Origin of the sequence: Fibrobacter sp. UWH6 (assembly GCF_900142465.1) — a bacterium.
In the GTDB taxonomy this organism is placed as follows: Bacteria; Fibrobacterota; Fibrobacteria; order Fibrobacterales; family Fibrobacteraceae; genus Fibrobacter.
Genome location: NZ_FRAX01000022.1, coordinates 1 through 20,766 on the forward strand (window position 1 = coordinate 1; position 20,766 = coordinate 20,766).

20 protein-coding genes are annotated in these 20,766 nt (G+C 49.7%); 14 read left to right on the top strand and 6 right to left on the bottom strand.

Annotated features, from left to right (window positions below; all coding sequences use genetic code 11):
• Window positions 1-97: 97 nt before the first annotated feature.
• Genes BUB73_RS14510 through BUB73_RS14535 form a run of 6 tightly spaced genes read left to right on the top strand, consistent with a single transcriptional unit; the run spans window position 98 to window position 7,696 of the window.
• On the top strand, window positions 98-1,459 hold the full coding sequence (locus BUB73_RS14510; protein ID WP_256374943.1) for a response regulator: 1,362 nt from the start codon (window positions 98-100) through the stop codon (window positions 1,457-1,459).
• Between the two features lie 2 nt (window positions 1,460-1,461).
• A complete protein-coding gene (locus BUB73_RS14515; RefSeq protein WP_073286987.1) occupies window positions 1,462-2,547 on the top strand; it encodes a BMP family ABC transporter substrate-binding protein in 1,086 nt (361 codons plus the stop codon).
• Entirely contained in the window at window positions 2,540-3,631 is a 1,092-nt protein-coding gene (locus BUB73_RS14520; protein WP_073286990.1) for a BMP family ABC transporter substrate-binding protein, read from the top strand. The genes BUB73_RS14515 and BUB73_RS14520 overlap by 8 nt, the downstream gene beginning before the upstream one ends.
• Complete coding sequence (locus tag BUB73_RS14525; protein ID WP_083538267.1) at window positions 3,621-6,251, top strand: ATP-binding protein; 2,631 nt, start codon at window positions 3,621-3,623, stop codon at window positions 6,249-6,251. Before BUB73_RS14520 ends, BUB73_RS14525 begins: the two co-directional genes overlap by 11 nt.
• A gap of 12 nt (window positions 6,252-6,263) precedes the next feature.
• A complete protein-coding gene (locus BUB73_RS14530; protein WP_073286993.1) occupies window positions 6,264-6,806 on the top strand; it encodes an NUDIX hydrolase in 543 nt (180 codons plus the stop codon).
• Between the two features lie 20 nt (window positions 6,807-6,826).
• Complete coding sequence (locus tag BUB73_RS14535; RefSeq protein WP_249269400.1) at window positions 6,827-7,696, top strand: patatin-like phospholipase family protein; 870 nt, start codon at window positions 6,827-6,829, stop codon at window positions 7,694-7,696.
• Here BUB73_RS14535 and BUB73_RS14540 read toward each other — a convergent pair.
• Window positions 7,693-8,592, bottom strand: coding sequence for a DMT family transporter (locus BUB73_RS14540; RefSeq protein WP_083538273.1), 900 nt, complete (start codon window positions 8,590-8,592; stop codon window positions 7,693-7,695). The two genes, BUB73_RS14535 and BUB73_RS14540, sit on opposite strands and share 4 nt — an antisense overlap.
• Before the next feature lie 286 nt (window positions 8,593-8,878).
• Here BUB73_RS14540 and BUB73_RS14545 point away from each other — a divergent pair, with 286 nt between their 5' ends.
• Window positions 8,879-10,156: an O-acetylhomoserine aminocarboxypropyltransferase/cysteine synthase family protein gene (locus BUB73_RS14545; RefSeq protein ID WP_073161178.1), complete on the top strand. Its 1,278-nt coding sequence runs from the start codon at window positions 8,879-8,881 to the stop codon at window positions 10,154-10,156.
• Between the two features lie 271 nt (window positions 10,157-10,427).
• Window positions 10,428-11,258, top strand: coding sequence for a Fic family protein (locus BUB73_RS14550; RefSeq protein ID WP_073286996.1), 831 nt, complete (start codon window positions 10,428-10,430; stop codon window positions 11,256-11,258).
• Between the two features lie 57 nt (window positions 11,259-11,315).
• Here the strand turns inward: BUB73_RS14550 and BUB73_RS14555 are convergent, their stop codons facing one another.
• Window positions 11,316-12,851 (bottom strand): Rne/Rng family ribonuclease, encoded by a 1,536-nt coding sequence (locus BUB73_RS14555; RefSeq protein WP_073161176.1) that lies wholly within the window; start codon window positions 12,849-12,851, stop codon window positions 11,316-11,318.
• Between the two features lie 359 nt (window positions 12,852-13,210).
• Here BUB73_RS14555 and BUB73_RS14560 point away from each other — a divergent pair, with 359 nt between their 5' ends.
• Genes BUB73_RS14560 through BUB73_RS14570 form a run of 3 tightly spaced genes read left to right on the top strand, consistent with a single transcriptional unit; the run spans window position 13,211 to window position 14,753 of the window.
• Entirely contained in the window at window positions 13,211-13,771 is a 561-nt protein-coding gene (locus BUB73_RS14560) for a hypothetical protein (RefSeq protein ID WP_073286998.1), read from the top strand.
• A 26-nt stretch (window positions 13,772-13,797) separates the two neighbouring features.
• On the top strand, window positions 13,798-13,995 hold the full coding sequence (locus BUB73_RS14565) for a hypothetical protein (RefSeq protein WP_073287001.1): 198 nt from the start codon (window positions 13,798-13,800) through the stop codon (window positions 13,993-13,995).
• A 38-nt stretch (window positions 13,996-14,033) separates the two neighbouring features.
• Entirely contained in the window at window positions 14,034-14,753 is a 720-nt protein-coding gene (locus BUB73_RS14570) for a hypothetical protein (RefSeq protein WP_073237453.1), read from the top strand.
• A gap of 26 nt (window positions 14,754-14,779) precedes the next feature.
• Here the strand turns inward: BUB73_RS14570 and BUB73_RS14575 are convergent, their stop codons facing one another.
• The 3 genes from BUB73_RS14575 to BUB73_RS14585 are packed head-to-tail and all read right to left on the bottom strand — an operon-like array spanning window position 14,780 to window position 16,865.
• Window positions 14,780-15,763 carry an HAD family hydrolase gene (locus BUB73_RS14575; RefSeq protein WP_073161172.1) on the bottom strand — a complete coding sequence of 328 codons (984 nt, stop codon included), beginning with the start codon at window positions 15,761-15,763 and terminating at the stop codon, window positions 14,780-14,782.
• Between the two features lie 21 nt (window positions 15,764-15,784).
• Window positions 15,785-16,612 carry a M23 family metallopeptidase gene (locus tag BUB73_RS14580; protein ID WP_073161171.1) on the bottom strand — a complete coding sequence of 276 codons (828 nt, stop codon included), beginning with the start codon at window positions 16,610-16,612 and terminating at the stop codon, window positions 15,785-15,787.
• The gene (locus BUB73_RS14585; RefSeq protein ID WP_139258452.1) at window positions 16,599-16,865 is read right to left on the bottom strand and encodes a hypothetical protein; all 267 of its coding nucleotides are present in this window, start codon (window positions 16,863-16,865) and stop codon (window positions 16,599-16,601) included. The genes BUB73_RS14580 and BUB73_RS14585 overlap by 14 nt, the downstream gene beginning before the upstream one ends.
• 64 nt (window positions 16,866-16,929) lie before the next feature.
• Between BUB73_RS14585 and BUB73_RS17440 the strand changes: the two genes are divergently transcribed.
• Together BUB73_RS17440 and dnaN are read left to right on the top strand one after the other, a co-directional pair.
• On the top strand, window positions 16,930-17,079 hold the full coding sequence (locus BUB73_RS17440) for a hypothetical protein (RefSeq protein ID WP_158236529.1): 150 nt from the start codon (window positions 16,930-16,932) through the stop codon (window positions 17,077-17,079).
• Between the two features lies 1 nt (window position 17,080).
• Window positions 17,081-18,196 (top strand): DNA polymerase III subunit beta, encoded by a 1,116-nt coding sequence (gene dnaN / locus BUB73_RS14595; RefSeq protein ID WP_073161168.1) that lies wholly within the window; start codon window positions 17,081-17,083, stop codon window positions 18,194-18,196.
• A 113-nt stretch (window positions 18,197-18,309) separates the two neighbouring features.
• Here dnaN and BUB73_RS14600 read toward each other — a convergent pair whose 3' ends face one another.
• Window positions 18,310-19,467 carry an NYN domain-containing protein gene (locus tag BUB73_RS14600; protein ID WP_073161167.1) on the bottom strand — a complete coding sequence of 386 codons (1,158 nt, stop codon included), beginning with the start codon at window positions 19,465-19,467 and terminating at the stop codon, window positions 18,310-18,312.
• A 28-nt stretch (window positions 19,468-19,495) separates the two neighbouring features.
• Here BUB73_RS14600 and BUB73_RS14605 point away from each other — a divergent pair, with 28 nt between their 5' ends.
• A complete protein-coding gene (locus BUB73_RS14605; RefSeq protein ID WP_073287004.1) occupies window positions 19,496-20,617 on the top strand; it encodes a BamA/TamA family outer membrane protein in 1,122 nt (373 codons plus the stop codon).
• Window positions 20,618-20,766 lie beyond the last annotated feature (149 nt).

The window sequence follows — 20,766 nt, forward strand, 5'->3', positions numbered from 1 at the left end:
TGAACAATAGACCAAGAAAAAGGCTTGACTACCTAACACCAAATGAGTATCTTTTGAAAAAGTTCAACATTATGCGTTAGCGATTAGAAATCGCCAGATTATTGTGAACCTTCTGACCAATGCCATCTTGTATACGGAATTAGGTGAAGTTCGTCTGATTATCAGTTATGATGTGATTCCCAATCAGGGTGAACAACGTCTGGATGAATGCATCAATCTGAAAATTACGGTAAAGGATTCGGGCGTGGGAATCCGCGACGAAAATACGGATTCCATTCTCGGATTGTTCCAGATGATGAATGAACCGAAACCTGCCGGAACTCGATTTAGTCTTAGCCTGACAAAAAAACTGATTTCCATGTGTGGTGGCGAAATTATCGTGAAGAGCCGTTTTGGTGAGGGCGCTACATATATGGTTTCGATTCCGCAGCTCGTGTTGAATGTTGAACCTATGGGCGATTTTGCGACTCGCTATAAGAACGGTTCTGAAAAGGAATCGCTGGGCTCAGAAATGTTGTTTGCTCCTGCTGCCCGCATATTGGCGGTCGACGATGCAGAATTGAATCTGAAGGTGATTCGTGGTTTGCTGAAGGAAACCCGCGTTCAAATCGATACGGCATTAAATGGGTCTCAGTGTCTGGATATGGTCCAGGTAAGACATTATGATCTGATTTTGCTTGACAATATGATGCCTATGATGGACGGCCGAGAAACCTTTGAAAGGATGAAGCGCCTCTCTGTCAACTTGTGCAAGGACACTCCTGTGGTCATTATGATTGCAGGCCCTGTTCCTGTAGATAAGGAATCCTATTTGAGTGTGGGCATTGCCGATTATATTCCTAAGCCGCTTATGGAAGAAGATTTGCTTCGTGCCTTGAAGTGGTATTTGCCCAAGCATTTGGTTCTTACCCGAGAAGACTTGAATATGTCTCCCTATGAAGAGATGTCCGCTAAGAACCTGGAAGAAGAAACGTCGGCTCTACTGGCCACTTATGACAAGGTGAACGGATTCTATCAGGTGGCTTCTAGCGAATCTGAAAAGAAGAAAAAGCGTGAACTTGTTGGCGACCTGGAATTGGATATGGTTACTCCTCAAAGTCCCAATGAGCGCCTGTCTGTTTTTGAAGATGTCCTGGATGTTAAACTTGGACTGGAAAACTGCATTAATGACGAGGAATTCTTTAGGGAAATGCTTTCTGAATTCCTGCTGGATGACAAGCGGAAGGAATTGGAACGTGCATACGATTCTGGTGAATGGATGAATTATCAGATTCTGGTTCATGCCCTTGGAGGTACTGCCCGCACAATTGGTGCCGAGGAATTGTCACGAGATGCCAAGTCGATCGAGATGGCTTGCAAGGAAGGTAAGATTGACTATGTGCGTAAGAGGCATGTTGAACTGATTGCTTCATATGCCAATGTTCTTCGAAAGATTCGTGAAGGATTGAACGCAAAATGAGAATGGTAGGCTTTGTATTTGGAAGTATCCTGATGATCATTGCCATCGGCATTTTGATGATGCAGGATAAGAAAGTTGAGACCAATGTGACTCTCCATCGTACGAAGGTGGCCGTAATCATGAACGGCTCGCGAAATGATCACAGCTGGAGCGAATCTCATTATGAGGCCATGGAGAAAGTTGCTGACAGGCTTAATCTGGAAGTGCTCTATTATGAGAATGTGTCCGAGGATTCCCTGACGGAACGCATTATGGAATCTGCCATAAAAAAAGGAGCTCGTATTGTTGTGGCCAATTCCTTCGGGTTTGGAAAAACTGTAATGCGGATGGCCGAGAAATATCCTGAAGTCAAATTTATACATGCGTCAGGTATCGATTATAAATCTAACGTATCTACTTTCTTTGGACGAATTTACCAGATGCGTTATTTGTCGGGAATCGTGGCAGGTCTTACTACGAAGACGAACGAAATTGGTTATGTGGCTGCATTTGATATTTCTGAAGTGAATCGTGGAATAAACGCCTTTGCGCTGGGAGTCGCCAAAGTGAACCCCGAAGCGAAGGTTTTTGTGGGTTGGAGTCGTTCCTGGGAAGACTCTGCCTTGGCTGCGGATGCGACTAATGACTTGATTAATAAGCATAATATAGACGTGTTGACGGTCCATGTGGATGCCCTGAGCCCTTACGATATTGCAGAGCATCGGAATATTCGGATGATTGGATATAACCTGGATAATGGAAACCGTTTCCCGAGAACGTTTATGACAGCCCCGGTATGGCGCTGGGAGAATTATTACTCTCCCAAGATCATGGCTATCTTGCAGGACAAGTTTGTTGGCGATCATGCCTGGCTTGGTGTTGATAGCGATATTATTGGCCTGGCTCCAATGACGGCTCTTGTTCCGGATTCCGCAAGGAAAATCGTTGACGTAGAATTCGAACGTTTGAAATCTGGCGCCTACGATGTCTTTTATGGCCCCATTGAAGATAACCATGGAGATGTTCGCGTAAATGATGGTGAAAGCATGACCGATGTGGATATGCTTGAACATTTTGACTGGTATGTGAAAGGGGTGGTGAATGAATAAATTGTTATGGACAATTCCCCTTGTCTGCATCATCCTGACAACGGTCATTATTTCGTCGATTTTGTCTTTTGGTAGCGAAAAGGAGACTCCTGAATCAGTGATAGGAGTCATTATGCCCGGCCGCGTGAATGAATTGGGCTGGAACGGCATTCATTACAAGGGTATTGCGGAAGCCGCCGAAAATTTGGGCGTAAAAGTTTTGCTGGTTGAAAATGCTCGTGAGAACTCGGGACTTTGTGCAGCTGCAATTGATAGCCTTGTTGAGGCTGGCGCAAAGATGGTTATTCTTGGCAGCTACAATTATCCGCAGGAAGTCCTGTCAACTATACGTAAATATCCCAAGGTGATGTTCTTCTCTTACCTGTCCATGTCGGATGAAGAAAATTACAAGGTTTATTTTGCGAGAGTTTATCAGGCCAGGTTCCTTTCCGGAATTGTTGCCGGCCTGTCTACGAAGAACAACAAGATTGGCTATGTGGCAGCCATGAATAATAATGAAGTGAATCGTGGAATAAATGCCTTTGCGCTGGGCGTTGCCAAGGTAAATCCCGAAGCAAAGATTTTTGTTTCGTGGACAGGTGCCTGGGATGATGAGGATATTGAAAAGGATAATGTGAATCGTCTGGTGAATGGTGCAGGCGTTGACCTGGTGGCATATCATCAAAATCAGGATTGGGTTCTGAAGGAAGCCGAAGTGATGGGCGTGATGTCCATCGGTTATAATTTGGACTCTTCTTCCTATTCGCCTAATGTGCTGACATCTGTCTCGACGAATTGGGAAATTGTCTACAAGTCCATCATCCAGGATTACTTTCAGAAAAAGCAAAGTCTGTCTAATTATTGGATTGGCATAGAAACTGATGCAGTAGGGTTGTCTTTTTATTCTTCTCTCGTAAGTGATTCTGTCAAGAACGTCTTGAACGAGACTGTTCTCCAGATGAAAAGTGGGATGGATGTTTTTTCCGGTCCGATTTATGACAATAAGAAGAAAAGGCGTTGTGCCAAGGATGAAATTGTCAGCGATCAAATTTTACGTGATAGTATGGATTGGTTTGTGAAGGGGGTGGTCATTTATGAAGACTAGTATTCGATTGAGGATGATCCTTTGGATGGTGGCGTTTGCCTCTGTCCTGTGTCTTGTGGCCGGTTTGCTGCGTTTTAGACTGGATAGCCTTTTTTATGGATATGTTTCAAGCCAGGTATCAAAGCAGGCTGCCATCATGGCTGAACTCGTGGATGAACGGGTGAGCGTCCAGCTTGAATTCCTGTCGGGAATTTCTAGGGAAATGGAAAAGGATAGTTCAAGAATGTCCGTAATCCTGGAAAGCTACCGAAAGGAAAATGGGATTTCCTATGGAGTGTTGAATCTAAAGGGAAAGCTTATTGTGGGTGATACGTCAGTAACGGTTTCGCCTGCCGATTTTTCAAGCATCGCCCAGTCATTTCGAGGGAATGAGGCTGTCAGCTATAGCGAGGGCAAGGGCTTCCTTTTTAGCGTTCCCATATACCATGGTAGAAACGTTCGTTATGTCCTTTATAAAATCTATAGCGAGTCTGAAGTTCTTCGCTATTTCGACAATCGCTGTTATGATGGGGAATGCTATTCTTCGATTCGTAATGCCGATGATCAGGTGATTGTGGGTTCGGCCAATAACCCGCTTTCTGAAAATCCGATTTGGCAGAACGGAAACTTTGATCCCATTCGCGTTCAGCTGAAAAAACTTCTGAATGTTTCTATTGCCGCAGCCGTACGCGAAGATGTGGGCGGAAAGGGTTACTTCTTCTTTATGGCGGACTTGAAGCAACCTGGTCTTTCTCTTGTTGGCATGGTTCCCGAATCGGTTGCCGCAAAGGGTGTTGAAGATATTACCCTCCTGATTTTCTGGGTTTTCGGAATTTTGCTGCTCTTGTTCCTTATCGGCTTTGGCTTCATATTTGTGTCGGAACGTAAGGCGGAAGAAAATGTGACCTTGAGAGAAGCGAAGGTCCTGGCAGAAAAGGCAAGCCTGGCCAAGAGTCAGTTCCTGGCTAACATGAGCCATGAAATTCGTACTCCGATTAACGGAATTCTGGGTATGGATACAATGTTGCTGAAGGAATGCAAGGATCCGACCTTGAAGGAATATGCCCTAAATATTCAGAGTGCGGGCCATACGCTGCTTTCGATTATTAACGACATCCTGGATATTTCCAAAATTGAATCGGGCCGCATGGAAATCGTTCCTGTTGAATATGACTTGTTCTCTGTGCTCAATGAATGCCGTAACATGGTGTCTATGCGCGCCAACGAAAAGTCGTTGGATCTTCGTGTAGAAGTGGATAAGTCCATGCCATCGGGCTTGATGGGTGATGAAGTCCGTGTGCGTCAGATTATCAATAACCTGTTGTCGAATGCGGTCAAGTATACTCCCAGTGGAAGCGTAATCTTGAGAGTGTCTTACGAACGGAACAATATGGGTTCGCAGTTGGGTTCTCCGGATCTCCGTACCATCAATTTGGTGATTGCCGTTCAGGATACTGGTATTGGAATTCGCAATGAGGATGTCGACAAGTTGTTTGCGACGTTCCAGCGCCTAGAAGAAAAGCGTAACCGCAATATCGAAGGAACGGGCCTTGGCTTGAATCTGACTAAGCGTCTTGTTGACTTGATGGGTGGCGACATCCAGGTGGAAAGTGAATATGGAAAGGGTTCTACGTTTATCGTGGCGATTCCGCAGATTGTGAAGCGTAGCGAACCTATTGGTGATTTTAATGAACGTTGCAACAAGGCAGTGACGGTTGATATTTCCCGTAACCGCTTTAGGGCTCCTCACGCCAATATCCTGGTGGTTGATGACGTTCCCATGAATCTTCGTGTGATGAGTGGCCTCTTGAAGGATACGCAGGTGCAGATCGATACTGCACTCAACGGAATGGAAGCTCTGGAAAAAATCAAGCGCAAACATTACGATGTCATATTCCTTGACCATATGATGCCTGTAATGGATGGTATGGAAACGGTTTCGCTGATGCATACCCTTTCTGGACATCCGAACGAGAGTACGCCTGTAATCATGCTGACCGCCAATGCCGATAAGCATGCCCGCGATCTGTATTTGCAGGCGGGATTCTCTGATTATCTGTCAAAGCCGATTCGCGAAGCGGATTTGCTGGGTGTCTTGCTGGACTATCTGCCGTCTGACCTTCTCGTGATGGTTGACCAGCCTAAGCCTGTTGCGGAACCCAAGTCGTTGGATGACCTGTATCAGACTCCTGTAGTTTCTGTGCCTCTTGCAAATAAGGAAAAAACTCAGCCGGAAGAAAAGTCTCCAAGATATGGAAAGGCTTTGAATATTTCCAAGGATCTGGTGGATCTTTCTGCAACGGGTTTTGTGGATGTAGAAATCGGTCTAGGCTATTGCATGAATGATGAAACGTTCTATCGCGAAATGCTGACCGAATTTGTGAAGACCAATAAGGAATCTGAATTGAATGCGTCCTTGAAGGATGGCGATTTCGAATCCTATAGAATTTGCGTTCACTCCCTGAAGAGTACTTCCTTGACTATTGGCGCAGTGGAATTTTCGAGCCGTGCCAAGGCCATGGAATTTGCCTGCAAGGATGGGCATTTTGACTATGTGCAGATGCATCATGACGCGCTGATGGCCGAATATCGTAACTTCTTGAAAGTCCTTACGGATTTTGCCAAGGATCATCGGGCATGATGAGGTAATAAAATGACTGAAGAACAGATTGATGTGTTGAATCCGGATGGAACTTTCGCTGGCTATTCCCGTGGCCGTACTGAAGTACACGAGAAGGGCCTTTGGCACAGAACGGTGCATATCTGGGCTTTTGACAAGAGCGGCCGTATTCTGTTTCAGCTGCGCGCCGCTGTAAAGGAAAACAATCCGGGGCTTCTGGATACCAGTTGCGCAGGCCATATTTCTGCGGGCGATAGTAGCTGTAATGCCGCTGTCCGTGAATTGCGGGAAGAGTTGGGCGTTACGAAAACCGCCGAAGAACTGGAGTACCTTTTCGAGTCTGGACATGAGAGCGTGCTGAACGGTGGCTCCTATCTGGACAATGAATATTACGACACCTACAAGATTGTCCTGTCTGATGAAGAGGCCGCTAGCCTTGTTCCCCAGCCTGGCGAAGTGGACGATTTTGTATGGATGACCCGCGAAGAATTTTTTGCGAAGCATAAGCTGAATCCCGAAAAGTTCGTAGACCATCCCAAGGATTATGCCTGGCTGGAAAGCAACTTGGTGTTTTAACATACTGAAGGAACGATTATATGGCAATGTTTAAGGATGTAGCTCTGGTTCTTGAAGGTGGCGGCATGCGTGGCGCCTATTCTGGCGGCGTGTTGGATATTCTGTTGGATCACGGGATTAAGTTTGGCGGTTATGCAGGAACCTCTGCCGGCGCCACCCATATCTGCAGTTTTCTGTCGGAACAGCGCGAACGCAATATGCGCATCGATACGGTCCATTCCAAGGATCCGCGGTATAGCGGTTTCAAGTATCTGTTGAAGGGCGAAGACTTTTTCCCGAGAGAGTTCTGCTACGTTACCATTCCCCGCGAGATTGACATCTTTGACTATGCCAAGTTCGAAGAGAATGCCCATATTTCCGATTTTTATTCTGTCTGCACGAACCTGGAAACGGGCGAAGGCGAATACCTTCTGACCCAGGATGTGGACAAGGGCGACGGTCTTGAATGTGTTCGCGCTTCGGCATCCTTGCCGCTGGTCAGTAAGATTGTGGAACTCCGCGGTAAAAAACTTCTGGATGGCGGCATTGCCGACAGCATCCCCTTCCAGTTCATGGATAGCAAGGGTTTCAAGAAGCAGGTGGTCATCTTGACTCAACAGGAAGGTTATGTCAAGAAGCCCAATTCCATGATCCCGCTGTTCAAGCTGATGTACCGCAAGTATCCGAAGTTCGTTGCCGCGGCTGCTACTCGCCATATCCGCTACAACCAGGCGCTGGCCACCTTAAAGCAGTGGGAAGGTGAAGGCAAGTCCTTTGTGTTCCGCCCCAGCGAACCGTTCCAGATCAGCCGTATCGAAAAGGATACCGAAAAGCTGAAGGAACTTTACAAGATGGGCCTGCGGGATGGCGAGCGCTTGATTCCCGCTCTCAAGAAGTTCCTGGAAGGTTAGCGTTTATATTCCGCTAAAATCATCCCAGTTATAATGGCGACCGCCCCTGCGATTGCCACGGGAGAAATGTATTCCCCGATGGTAATGACCGCCGTGATCATGGTAATGAGGGGAATGGCGAAAATGTAGTTGCTGGCGAGAACCGTCCCCAGTTTCATCATCACCTTGTTCCATATCAGGTAGCCGAACAGGTTGCTGAAAATGCAGAGACATAAAAAGTTTCCGATGACCACGGGTTCCCGGAACGCCTCCCATGGGATGTTGTGAGTTTGCCCGAATAGGGTTGAACCCGGGATTCCTATGCAGTCAAGAATCATCAGCGGCAGGGACGTAAGTACCCCGTAAAAGAAAATCTTTCGAATGGCGAAACTGGTGCTGTACTTTTCGCGGGTCTTCTGGGTGCTGAAGGCGTAGAATACCCAGGACACGGCGGCACCGAATGCCAACAGGTCGCCGACAGGTGAAAGCTTCAGGATGAATTTCCCGTTCAGAACCACCAGCGCGGCACCCAGGAAGGTGACGATACTTCCAAAAATCTGGCGCCGGTTCAGACGCTCCGCCTTGTAGAGCAGGCCGCCAACGATCATGATCATCAGGGGGTTGGTACACACGATCAGCGACACGTTGCTGCTTGGTGAAAGCGACAGTGCGGTGTTTTCTGCCCAGAAGTAAGTGGTGCAGCCGGTAAAACCTCCCAATAAAAATTTGAGCTCATCTTTCCAGCAGTCGGAAAAGAACTTCTTGTGGTTGGCGATCAAAAGCATCAGGTAGGTTGTCGCAAATCGTATAAAGAAAATCTGGATGGGGGAAAAGCCGTGCTCGATCAGAACCTTGGTGCTGACGAAGCTGGTGCCCCAGAAAATCATGGTGACGATTGCGAGTAGGTGCCAAATCATGACTTCAAAGATAGAAATTCTGTTTTTGGTTTGATAAGCATACGGGAAACGCAAATTTAAAAGAGAATGTTGAATGTTATAGTTTTTATTTATTGCTGCTTATAATTAAAACCTTATAGCAGGGGGGAAGATCTTGCAGGATTGTTTTATATGGCGGGTGTTTATATTGTGTTGGCTATAGGAACTAGCTATATTTGGAGCATCAATCTGCGGTTTAACCCCGCGTGCATCAGATTGCACGGCAGGTGGCCGAAGCGATTAGTGCATTTAACATAAAGAGGAAAATATGGCAAATCTCGAAACATTGTGTGTTCAGGCCGGTTGGACCCCCAAGAAGGGCGAACCCCGCGTGCTCCCCATCTACCAGAGCACCACTTTCAAGTACGACACTTCCGCCCAGATGGCTGACTTGTTCGACCTGAAGGAATCCGGCTACTTCTACACCCGTCTCCAGAACCCCACCAACGACGCTGTTGCAAGCAAGATCGCTCAGCTGGAAGGTGGCGTAGGTGCCATGCTCACCTCTTCCGGTCAGGCTGCAAACTTCTACGCCGTGTTCAACATCTGCGAAGCCGGTGACCACTTCATTTCTACTTCCGCAATCTACGGCGGTACCAGCAACCTCTTCAGCGTTACCATGAAGAAGCTGGGCATCGAATGCACCTTCATCGACCAGGACGCTTCCGACGAAGAAATCGAGAAGGCTTTCCGCCCCAACACCAAGTGCGTCTTCGGTGAAACTGTGGCTAACCCCGCCGGCAAGATTCTTGACCTGCAGCGCTTCGCCAACTTGGCTCACAAGCACGGCGTGCCTCTGATCATCGACAACACTTTCCCCACCCCGATTCTCTGCCGCCCCTTCGAATTCGGCGCAGACATCGTGACCCACTCTACCACCAAGTACATGGACGGTCATGCCATGGCTGTGGGTGGTGTTGTGGTTGACAGCGGTAACTTCGACTGGGAAGCCCAGCACGACAAGTTCAAGGGCCTCACCGAACCGGATCCGTCTTACCACGGCCTGACTTACACCAAGTCCTTCGGCAAGCTCTGCTACATCACCAAGGCTACCGTGCAGCTCATGCGCGACCTGGGTTCCATCCAGTCTCCCCAGAATGCTTTCCTCCTGAATGTGGGCCTGGAAACTCTGTTCCTCCGTATGCCCCGTCACTGCGAAAACGCTCTGGCCTGCGCCAAGTACCTGAAGAACCATCCGAAGGTCGCTTGGGTGGATTACGCCGGCCTCGAAGACAATGCTTCCTACGCCCTGGCCCAGAAGCAGTTCAAGGGCGGCCTGCCCTGCGGCGTGCTCACCTTCGGTATCAAGGGTGGCCGCGACAAGTCCATCCAGTTCATGGATGCCCTGAAGCTGATCTGCATCGTGACCCATGTGGCCGACGCCCGTAGCTGCGTGCTGCACCCCGCAAGCCACACCCACCGTCAGCTTTCCGATGAACAGCTCATCGAAGCAGGCGTTGCACCTGACCTGATCCGCTTCAGCGTGGGTATCGAAAACGTGAACGATATCATCGCCGACTTGGAACAGGCTCTGGCACAGGTCTAGTTTAGATATCAGATACAAGATATGAGCGAATAGCGAAGTCTCATATCTGAAACCAGTATCTTGATTTTTGAAAAATCCGCGATGTCCTTCTGCGACAACGCGGGTTTTTCTTTTTCGTATCTCATCCCTCATATCTCATGCCTCACCGCTCATTCCCCTCTTGACTAGCAATATCAAGTGATGTATATTATTCCTGTCGGTCTATATGACGTTGTATTTGTCTATGTATATGTCGGGGTAAATTATGTATCGTCCGTCCTTAAAGTTGAGCATGGAGATTGTGAATCTGGCTATCGAGATTTCCGTTTTGGCGACCCGATGCGAGGCCTGGCTGGAAGGCCGTCAGGGGCATCGCGGCTTTGACTGCGGCGTCGGTAGAGACCTCTGCGATGAACCCTTTCAGGGGGATTACGACGTGTTTTCGCTGTCGGATTTTTTGCGGGCCCATGCCGACTTGGCGGGGGCGAACCAGCCTGACGGGGGATCTTTCAGGACGGGGAACGGCTGCGTTTTCAACGGCAAGATGTGTATCCACCTGGCGCCCCCTGCAAGCGAAGTGCCTTACATGATGCAGGAACTTTTCCAGTGGCTCCAGAAAAGCGAGGACCACCTGCTGATCAGGGCCTGCATTTTCCATTACGCCCTGGATTACATCCGCCCCTTCAAGGATGGCAATGGCCGCATGGGATTGCTCTGGCAATCGTTGCTCCTGAAGAAGCTGAGTCCCGTTCTTTCGAACCTGTCCCGGGAACATTGGGACGAAGATCAGCAGCGTCGCTACTATTTTGCCTTTGTGAAGGCCATAAAGGCAGGCGAGGCGGGCCCCTTTGTGGAGTTCCTTTTGCAGGGAATCCTGGATTTGCTTAAAAACATTGCAGAATCCCTTAAAGAAAAGGGTGATGATGCCGCAAGTGTGGAACTTTCTATCCGACAGAACAAAATTTTGGATTATTTGCGAGAAAAAACGCTGACTGTTGAGCAGATTGCCAAGAAGTTGAAAGTTTCGTCGAGAACTGTAGAACGGGAAATGTCTAAATTGCAGCAAATGGGTGTTGTTTACCGCGAGGGTTCCGACAAAACAGGCTCCTGGCGGGTACGTTAAAAAGGACCTCGGATGAATCCGAGGCCCTTTCTATTTCGTTAGATTGTTTTAGACAAATTAAGCGAAGTTGTACAGGTCTGTAATATCTTCGTTGTTCTTGTCGTACATCCAGAACTGGTTGATGTGGGCATGTTCGTCTTCCACCAGGTTGATCTTCATGCCGTGCTTGTACTCCAGATAGTTGTACATGCGGTTCAGGTCCTTGCACATCACGTCGATAACGAAGGGGCTGACCACCAGGGTCACTTCGCGGAGCTTGCCCTTGGCCTTGGCGCGAGCCATCCAACGGTCAATCATGCCGAGAGTGCTTTCCAGGGTAGCGATACGGCCACCACCGCAGCAGACCGGGCATACCTGAGTCTTTTCGGTCATCAGGTTCACGCGGACGCGCTTACGGGTCACTTCCATCAGGCCGAACTGGCTAATGGGGGCGGGGGTGATGGGAGCCTTGTCGCGACGGATTGCCTTGCGGAATTCCTGGTAGACGGTCTCATTGTCGGCTTCGGTTTCCATATCGATGAAGTCGATAATGATCAGGCCGCCCACGTCGCGGAGACGGAGCTGCTTTGCAATTTCGTGGCAAGCATCGATGTTGGTTTCCAGGATAATCTTACCCTGGTCCTTGCCGTGGACCTTGGGACCGGTATTCACGTCGATGGACACCAGTGCTTCGGTCTGCTCGATGACCAGGTTGCCACCGCGGGGCAGCGGGACCTGGCGCTGGAGAGAGCGTGCATAGTCGTTTTCGATCTTGAAGTATTCGAACAGGCTTTCGTTGCTGCTCCACAGCTTCACCTTGTCCAGCTTGTCCGGAGACAGAACCTTCAGGTAGTCGCGGAGGGCGAAGTATTCGTCGCGGTTGTCGATATACACGTAGTCGGTGTTATCGCCAAAGTATTCGCGGACGGTCTGTTCGATGGAATCAGATTCTTCGTAGATGCAGGTTTCGGCAGGCTGGTTTTCGAAGTTGTACTTCGTCTGTTCCCACTTGCTTTCCAGTTCACGCATCTGCTTGTTGATTTCGAATTCGGATTCGTTCAAGCCGTTGGTACGTACGATATAGCCCACATCGCGACCCTTCAGGCGGCGGACCACCTTCTTGAATTCGCGGCGCTTGGCCGGATCACGTTCACGCTTGGACACACCGATAAAGTTGGTACCCGGCATGCAGACCAGGAAACGGCCGGCAAAGCTGAGATGGGTGGTCAGACGGGCACCCTTGGTGCTGATGGGTTCCTTAACCACCTGGACCATGATTTCCTGGCCTTCGTGGAGGATTTCATCAATAGGCACTTCCTTGGAGGAACCGCCTTCGTCATCATCGTCACCGTATTCGCGACGAAGCAGTTCGTTGCGATCGACGGCGTCTTCCTGATGGAGGAAGCCGGCCTTCTCCAGGCCGATGTCAATGAACGCAGCCTTCAGTGCCGGAAGCACCTTCTGGACCACGCCCTTATAAATATTGCCCAGAACTCGATTAGAAGAAACGCCTTCCACTACCAATTCGACGAGTTCACCGTCTTCCATGATAGCGATACGCTTTTCATAAGGCGTCTTGCTAATCAAAATCCCGCGCTTACACTTATTTGCCATTAAAACTCCTAAAAGTTCGACAAAACTTGATAGACACGATAATAGATTTTGGCCCCAAGACCGGTCCAAAAGTATGGGCCCTGTCCGAGCCCCGCGCGCTTCTTGACGGAAAGTACCGACTGCCTGCCAACGCGAGACCTGGGGACCATAAATATATAATATGATTTTTATGCGGGGGAAGCCTCCCCCTCGCACAAGCCCTTTTTAAGGTCTTTTGCTACCCCCTCTGCGGGGGCACGCCCCCGCAACGCCCCCAACCGTTGACAAATTGTACAACATATTTTTCAGCCAGCGCATCAAAAAAGTTTCGCCAAAGTCTATATTCTAACCGTAAGGAATTTGGGAAACCAGGAGGCTCTATGTCCATCAGGAAACATTGGGGAAAAATCACCTTAGGCATTGCGGCAAGTTTTTGGGCCGGCTGTAACGATAGCGGCACCGAGGCGGAATACATCCAAGGTGGCGAAAACATCTGTACAAACGAGCAAAATGAAGAATGTGGCGGTGGTGCTGTCATCGCACTCTACGGCGTCGCCCCCACTTATGACATCAGCTCCAGCAGCATAACCGGTGACTGCACCGAAGGTAACTGCGCAGAGTCTTCCTCCGGCATGGGAGAATCCTCTTCCAGCGTCAATAGCGAATATCCCTACGTGCTCTATTCCGATCCCTCGGTACACTGCAAGGACAGCACCGTATACGTTCCGTCTCCATGCGAAAACGCCTCCAAAAGCTACGCATCCACTGATGAAAACGCCCCTCTGTACGGCATCGTTCCCATCGTCTGCAATACACCGAGCCGTTACGATCCCATTTTCAAGTGCGACAACGGCGATTCCCTCCCCGCATACCGTTACAAGGAAAAGGACGGCATCATCTACACCAACAAAGAGTACGATGAACTATTCGGCTCCAACTAAGCCAATAATTTAGTAGATTGCCCTGCATGGCCCTGCTCCTCACCATCATTTTCTTCGCCTGGTTTATCAGCAATATTGTCCGCGGCAACATTTCTCACCAGGGCAGTGATTACCATTTCAGGGAGCACCCCATACCGTTCATCATCATCCAGATTTTCCTTCTAGGCTTCGGTCTCTTCTGCTTGAACCGTTTTCTGAGTGAGATCGGGATTCTCGTCTTCTAGATTTTAATATCTTTCGTCTCCAGGAAGAAGAAAAATCTATGTCTGACCAGATCAACTTAAAAGACGAACTTTACCTAAAAGATTATGCCGGCAAGATTCACAATTTGCCGTTGGGTGAACTGTACGAAGTTTTGGGTGTCGTCAAGAAGGATTCCTCTGACGAACGAGTCAAGATCGTAATGGAACGGATCCATGAGTTAGAGGCGGAAATTCAGACGAACAAGTCTAACAAAAAAAAGAAAGTAAAGGTAAAGCCCGTCAAGGCGGCAAGGGAAGATTCTGCAAATAGGGAATCGCCGGTAAAGCTTTTCATCCGCAAGCTTTTCTGGATTTCTCTCATGGCCGTATTCGTTGTTTCGAGAGTGCAGGACGTCGCCCATAAAATTCTTGATGGTTCGTTTGATGTTACCGAATGCGGAATCACCTTTACCATGGATATCCTTCCGTTTTTTTGCTTTGGTATCGGGTACAAGATCGCCCGGCGTTTTACCATGGCCAAGAAGAAGAAGTTCCATCTTGGAGTCGCCTTTTTCCTGATGGGGAAGGCTGTTCTGGGAATCTGTCTTGACGTCTATCTTGGTGTCGTCTGCCAGTTTTACGATGAGAAGGCGTCCTACGTATCTGTCATCGTTCTTGTGGCGGCCTTGCTTTTTACGGTCAACATGTTCCGCAGGAAGGTCAAGGACAAGTTTGCGACAAACGGCATGTTGCCTATGGCCATTGCCCTGTTGGCGGAACAGCAAATCTGGATGATGTAAGAAAGGCGGGACTGAGCCCGCTTTTTTTATTGAAGATGGGTGGGCGGGGCGCCGGCGCTATTCTTGATGGCAGCCTGCTTGGTAGCCACGATCTTGTCGGCAATGGCGCGGGCCTTTTCCGTAAGCCACAGCCATGAAGTCGTTGCTTCACTGTAGTCCGCTTCGCCGTACATCTGCACACGGCCATCGCGGCGGAGTGCGTCCACCTGGCGCATGCCCTTTACGTCGCCCTTGGGGTAAACGGCAAAGGTGCTTCCGCCATTGTTGTTCAGGATGCTGAAGGCGGGAACGTCACTGGGACCGTCGGCGATGTATACCATGTTCTGGAAGGGAACGCGGCGCACTTCTCGTGCGATAGAGGAGTTGACGTCGATGGTTTCGGGGTACTTGTTGCTGCCCTTGTTGATTTCGAAGATGTAGCGGGTCTTGGAAGTGTTGTCCAGGGCGCTGGCGATCTGGGAAATTTCGTTTGCGGATACTTCGTTTGCGTTAGGGACGTTCCCTGCTGCGTCCTTTGCATCCAGAAAACCGGGTTGCAGTACTTCTTCGATGAATTCACATCCAAAAATTCCATCTACAAAGGGGGCGATGGCGCTGCCACGGATCGTTTCGGCAAAACCGGTACTGACCACGTAATGTTCCAGACGGATGTCGAAGGCCTTGTATTTCGGATCTTCTTCAATCAGCTTCTTGATTTCGCCGAAAAAATCGGGAAGGCCCGGGTAAAAGGCAAGTTCCTTGCCGAAGCTACGGAGCATCTTGTTGGAAAGTCCCTTGAACAGCCCCGCCTTCACATAGGTCAAGATGTGGTTCAGGTAGCTGGTGTCGGAATTGACGGAAATTCCCTGGGCGGCGTAGTGGCTTTTTAGGGCGTTCACTTCTTGCCAGAACTTGGCGCCGTCAACGTTGAAATGACGGAATAGGGGTTCCTGCATGTAAGAGCTGATGAGCGTCTTGTCGCAGTCCCATACCATGGCGATGATGTTCTGTTCAAAAGCGGAATTTGCCATATTGACCTCGTTCCTGTCCACCTATTTGGTGATGAAGAAACTTTCGGGGTTGATGGAGTTGCCCGACAGTCGGATTTCGTAGTGCAGGCCGAGGCTCGTTTCGCGACCGCTTTCGCCGATGAGGGCGATGGGTTGACCGCGTTTTACAAAGCTTCCCTGGGGGACAAGGGATTTCCCTAGGTGGGCGTAGAAGGAACGGACGCCCTTCACATGCTCGATTTTCATGGACAGGCCAAAACCGCGATGGTTGCGGACTTCCATGACGGCACCTGCACCTGTCGCATAGACGGTGTCCCCTTCGACGGCCACGTAGTCGATGCCGCGATGGGGCAGTTGTCTGTCGGTAAAGGGATCGTAGGCCATTTCAAAGCGTTTCTTGACGGCGTGTTCACCCTTCATGGGGTGAAGTACGGGCAGCTTGGCGGCCAGGGCGGAATCGTTTTCCAGGGCGTTCAGCAATTTGCGGAAAGTGGTTTCCAGTTCCATCAGGCTCTTGCGCTTGCGGGCGGCGCGTTCTTCGTCGCTGGTGGTTTCCAGGGTGAATCCCAGACCTCCCATTTTCAGGGTGCTGTCGCGGAGAAGCCTTGTTTCTTCGGCCTTGAGGATGGAAGAGTCTACGGAGGCGCGGACGGCTACCAGTTCCTTTTCGATAGCTGCATTCTGGCGATAGACATTCGTTACGTTTCCGCTTGTTATGTTATCCATAATGCGGACGGGAGAGAACATGATAAAGCCTGCCACGGCGGCACAAACGCTCAATACAGAGAGTATGGCCCCTAGGAGGGATACGCTGTAGCTCTTACCCGAGGTGGTCTTGCTGGGGAATACATGGATTTCAAGTTTTTTCACCGTCGATACGCTCCCGCAAGGAATTGATTTTGCGCTTATGTTCTTCGATGGCGCCGAGTATTTCTACCACGGACGGGTCGTCCTTGATGGCGGAAAGAAGGTCGTCACGGACGGCTCCGTGAAGTTTCTGACCCAGTGCCTGGAAGCGGTTTTTGAGCCTAGATTCCTCGGCTGCCAGTTCTACCCGCAAAAGTGCGGTAGAGGCGAAGTTCATAGCCGAATTTTTAAGCTTATTTAAAGGAATTTTACTCATAAGATGATTTCCAATGTCTGTAAAAAAATTAGTTTTTTATCCGTATAAAATTTGGAGAAATACCATGAGTCGTCGCGATCGTAGACACGCTAAACAAGAAGTCAAGAAGTTCACCCCGAACAAGAAGAACGCACTGGACCCCAAGATTATTGCTGTACTTGGAGCTCTCGCCGTAATCTTCTTTGTTGGCACCATGCTAATCCAGAGAGGCTAAGATGAAGTTCGATATTAAGAAGTCCGACCTGCAGGAAGCTCTGCAGACTGCCATTACCGCAATTCCCAACAAGTCTACTCTTCAGATTCTGAACAACTATTCTCTTCGTCTCGAAGGAAACATCCTGGAAATTTGCGCAACCGACTTGAACCTTGGTGTCAGGACCAAGCTGGAAGTGAACGGCGAACGTGATGGCGAAGTCGTGATCAACGCCCGCAAGTTCTCTGACTTGATCAAGGCTCTTAGCGATCCCGCTATCGAAACCATCAGCATCGATGTCCAGGATTATCTGGCTCGCATCAAGTGGAGCGAACGCGGTCAGGCTTCTATCATGGGTTTTGACGCTGGTGACTTCCCTCCGTTCCCGGAAGTGGAAGGCGACAGCCTGAACTTCGCTGCAAGCGAACTTGCATTCCTCGTCGAAAAGACCGCTTTTGCAACTTCCAACGATTCTGTCCGCATGAACCTGAATGGCGTGTTCTTCGAAGCTGACAATGGCAAGGTTTCCATGGTCGCTACCGACGGTCACCGCATGGGCCGTGCAAGCATCGACCAGGAAGGCGCTACTCTCGCTAGCGGCATTATCATCCAGCCCAAGGTTCTGCAGCAGATCCTGCGCATTGCCAAGAGCGAAGATATCATCGAAATTCGCACTACCGAAACCCATGTGCTGTTCAGCACCGGTTCTACCCAGATCATTTCCAAGCTGTACGAAGGACCGTATCCTAACTACCGCAATGTGATCCCCCAGAACTTTGAACGTACCGTGCAGGCCAACTGCGCCGAACTTCAGGGTAAGGTCAAGAGCATTCTCCCCATGGCTAATCCCCGCACTCACCAGATCCGTCTGCACATGAACGGCAACGTCATGGAACTTTCTGCAACTGACCCGGATGTTGGTGGCGAATGCCGCGAAGCACTGGCCATTACTCACAATGGCGAAGGCAACTTCAGCATGGGCTTTGACGGTCGTTACTTCTCCGAAATCCTCGGCATGTGCAAGAGCGAAGAAGTTATCCTCAAGATGAACAGCCCTCTTGGCGCCTGCATTATCGAACCGGTCGGTGAAGACCTGAACTATAGCTTCCTCCTGATGCCGTCTCGTCTGGTTGACTAAGGCTTAGACATTAGGAACTGCAATAAGAAAGGACTCGCGAAAGCGAGTCCTTCTTTTTTTATAGGTATGCGGAAATTATTTACGTTTAATTTATCTATATCAATAAGTATAAACTAAACGAGTTTTTCTGCTTCGCCTTCGGCGTACTTTCCGTAAAGCATGGCAATGACGTCCTTCTTGGGAACCTTCTGCTTGGTCTCCTTGAGGCTTACGTGGAGGCGGTCCAGCATGGCCTTGTCGATTTCCTTCCAGTACTGATTGTTTTCGGTCAGCGTCCAAAGCTTGTCTCCATCGTCGCTGGTGGAGACGGTTACCAGCTTTGCCTTGAAGAATGTTCCCAGGGCGCGGTTGATGTAACTGCTTGTGGTGCCGGGGATGTTCATGGCGACGATTTCTTCTACCAGCATTTGCTTGCTCATGGGAACGAAGGAGCTCAGGTCGCAGGCGGCCACGTAGATTTTCTTAAGCATGTTCTTGGGGAAGATGTCCCAGCCCTTGCGCTTGAGTGCCTTGGCCAGAACCATCTGGGCGTCTTCTTCCACAGAGACTTTCTGCTCGGCGAGAGATACGGTGAAGGATCCGCCGCCGATGTCGTTGATTTGTACGAAGTCTGCCGACTTGACGAAGTCCATGAAGTTCTTGAATCCCAGACGCTTTTCGTTGAAGGCGTTGTCGATGCCCAGCATTTTCGGCTTGACGGCGGCAAGGGGCAGCGGGCCGTCTTCCTTCTGCAGGATGTCGCGGAGCATTTCCATGGAGTCGATCTTTTCGGACACGATAAGGCTGCTTCTGTCCTTGGCGTTTTCTTCTTCATCTTCGTCCACGGGGGCGGCCGTGGCGTCGTCGGTGTAAACGTAGCGGGAACAGGAATTCTTGACGCACTCGCTTAGAGGGGACTTGGGACCGACGCCGATGACTTCCTTGCCTTGTTCGCGGAGTTTGCGGAACAGGGGCGAAAAGTCGGAATCGCCGGTGGCCAGCACGATCCACTGCACCTGGGAATCCAGGGCCACTTCCATGGTGTCTACGGTCATCTTGATGTCGGTGGAATTCTTTCCGCTGACAGGATGGAAGGTGTGGACAAGCTCGAAACCGTTTTCGTTCAATGCGGATTGCAGAGGCATCAGCTGGGGGCTAGACCACTTGCCGTAAGCCTTACGCACAACGATTTGCCCCAGGGGCAGCAGTTCGTCCATTAAGGACTGCACGCCATTGTTTCTTACCCAGTTGGTCAGGTTCTCTGCATCAATAAAAATTGCAATATGGTTCATAACGGCACTAATATATATATTGTGAACCATGAGTCCGAAGGTGCCGCAAAAGAACTGCAAGCTACTGCGCAAGATTATGAGCGTTGTGGCCCTTGCGGTGTGCGGTATTGGTCCAGCCGCCTTCGCTTTAGAGAATGATGAGGATCATTTTCAGCGATTTTCTGCCCTTCCCATATTAGGTTATTCGGAAGAAACCAAACTGCAGTATGGTGCCATGGCGCTTCTGTTCTTTAAGCCCAACGAACCTGGTGGTAAGGTCCAGGAAATCGATATTACGGCATACGGTTCTACCCGAAAGCAGTTCCAGTTTCTGATGGTTCCCTATTTCTATCTGTACCACGACAGGATTAGCGGTATCGTAGACTTCAGGTATCAGAACTGGGTAGGCAGTTACTTCGGCATGGGGAACGATGTGGACTTCGACAAGTACATCGGCTTCGATCGAGAACGTCTGCATTTTTCTACGGAATTGAAGTCTTCCATAGGGTTGCCCCGGTCGTTCAATTATGGTGTGAAGGTTATTGCAGAAAGGTCGTCTACCGATTTTAATGACTGCACCAAGGATCGCTGTGCCGATATGGACTTACCGGATTTGCATAATGGTTGGCGGAATGGGGGCGGCTATATTCTTAGTTACGACACCCGCGACAATTTGAACTGGACCCGGAGCGGTTTCCTTGTTCGCTGGCAGCAGATGTTCTACAGCGACTGGCTAGGGGATTATGACTTCGGTGTTCAGGATCTGGACCTCCGTGGGTACACGCCCTTGTTCTGGAATATCTCCGTGGCGACGGCAGCCCTCTGGCAAAGGGCTAGCGGGGATGTTCCCTTTGACATGCTATCTGGCCCTGATGGAACGAAACGCTTTCGCGGTGTAGAGAGCTTGTTTTTTCGCGATAACCAGAGTCTGATTTTACAGGCGGAACTTCGTAAATATTTAGGTTGGCGCCTGGCCGGTGATATCTTTTTTGAAGGGGCCAAGGTGGGTGACCACTTTGGCGAACTTCTACGGAATCGGTGGCATCAGGCTGTTGGGTTTGGAGGGATGCTGGCCCTTAACTTGAAGGAACGGCTTTACGCCCGTGGTGAGATTTCCTGGGTGGACTACGAGAAGTTCGGCATGACTGTTTATATCCGGTCTGCGTTCTAGTTCCCGAGGTTTAAACAAAAAATAGGCCCCGCAGGGCGGAAGTAAAAATGCGGCTGCGCCCCGAAGGTCGGATATGAAAAAGTGGTTGCGCCCCGAAGGTCGGGTATGAAAAAGTGGTTGCGCCCCGAAGGTCGCAACCACCATTTTTG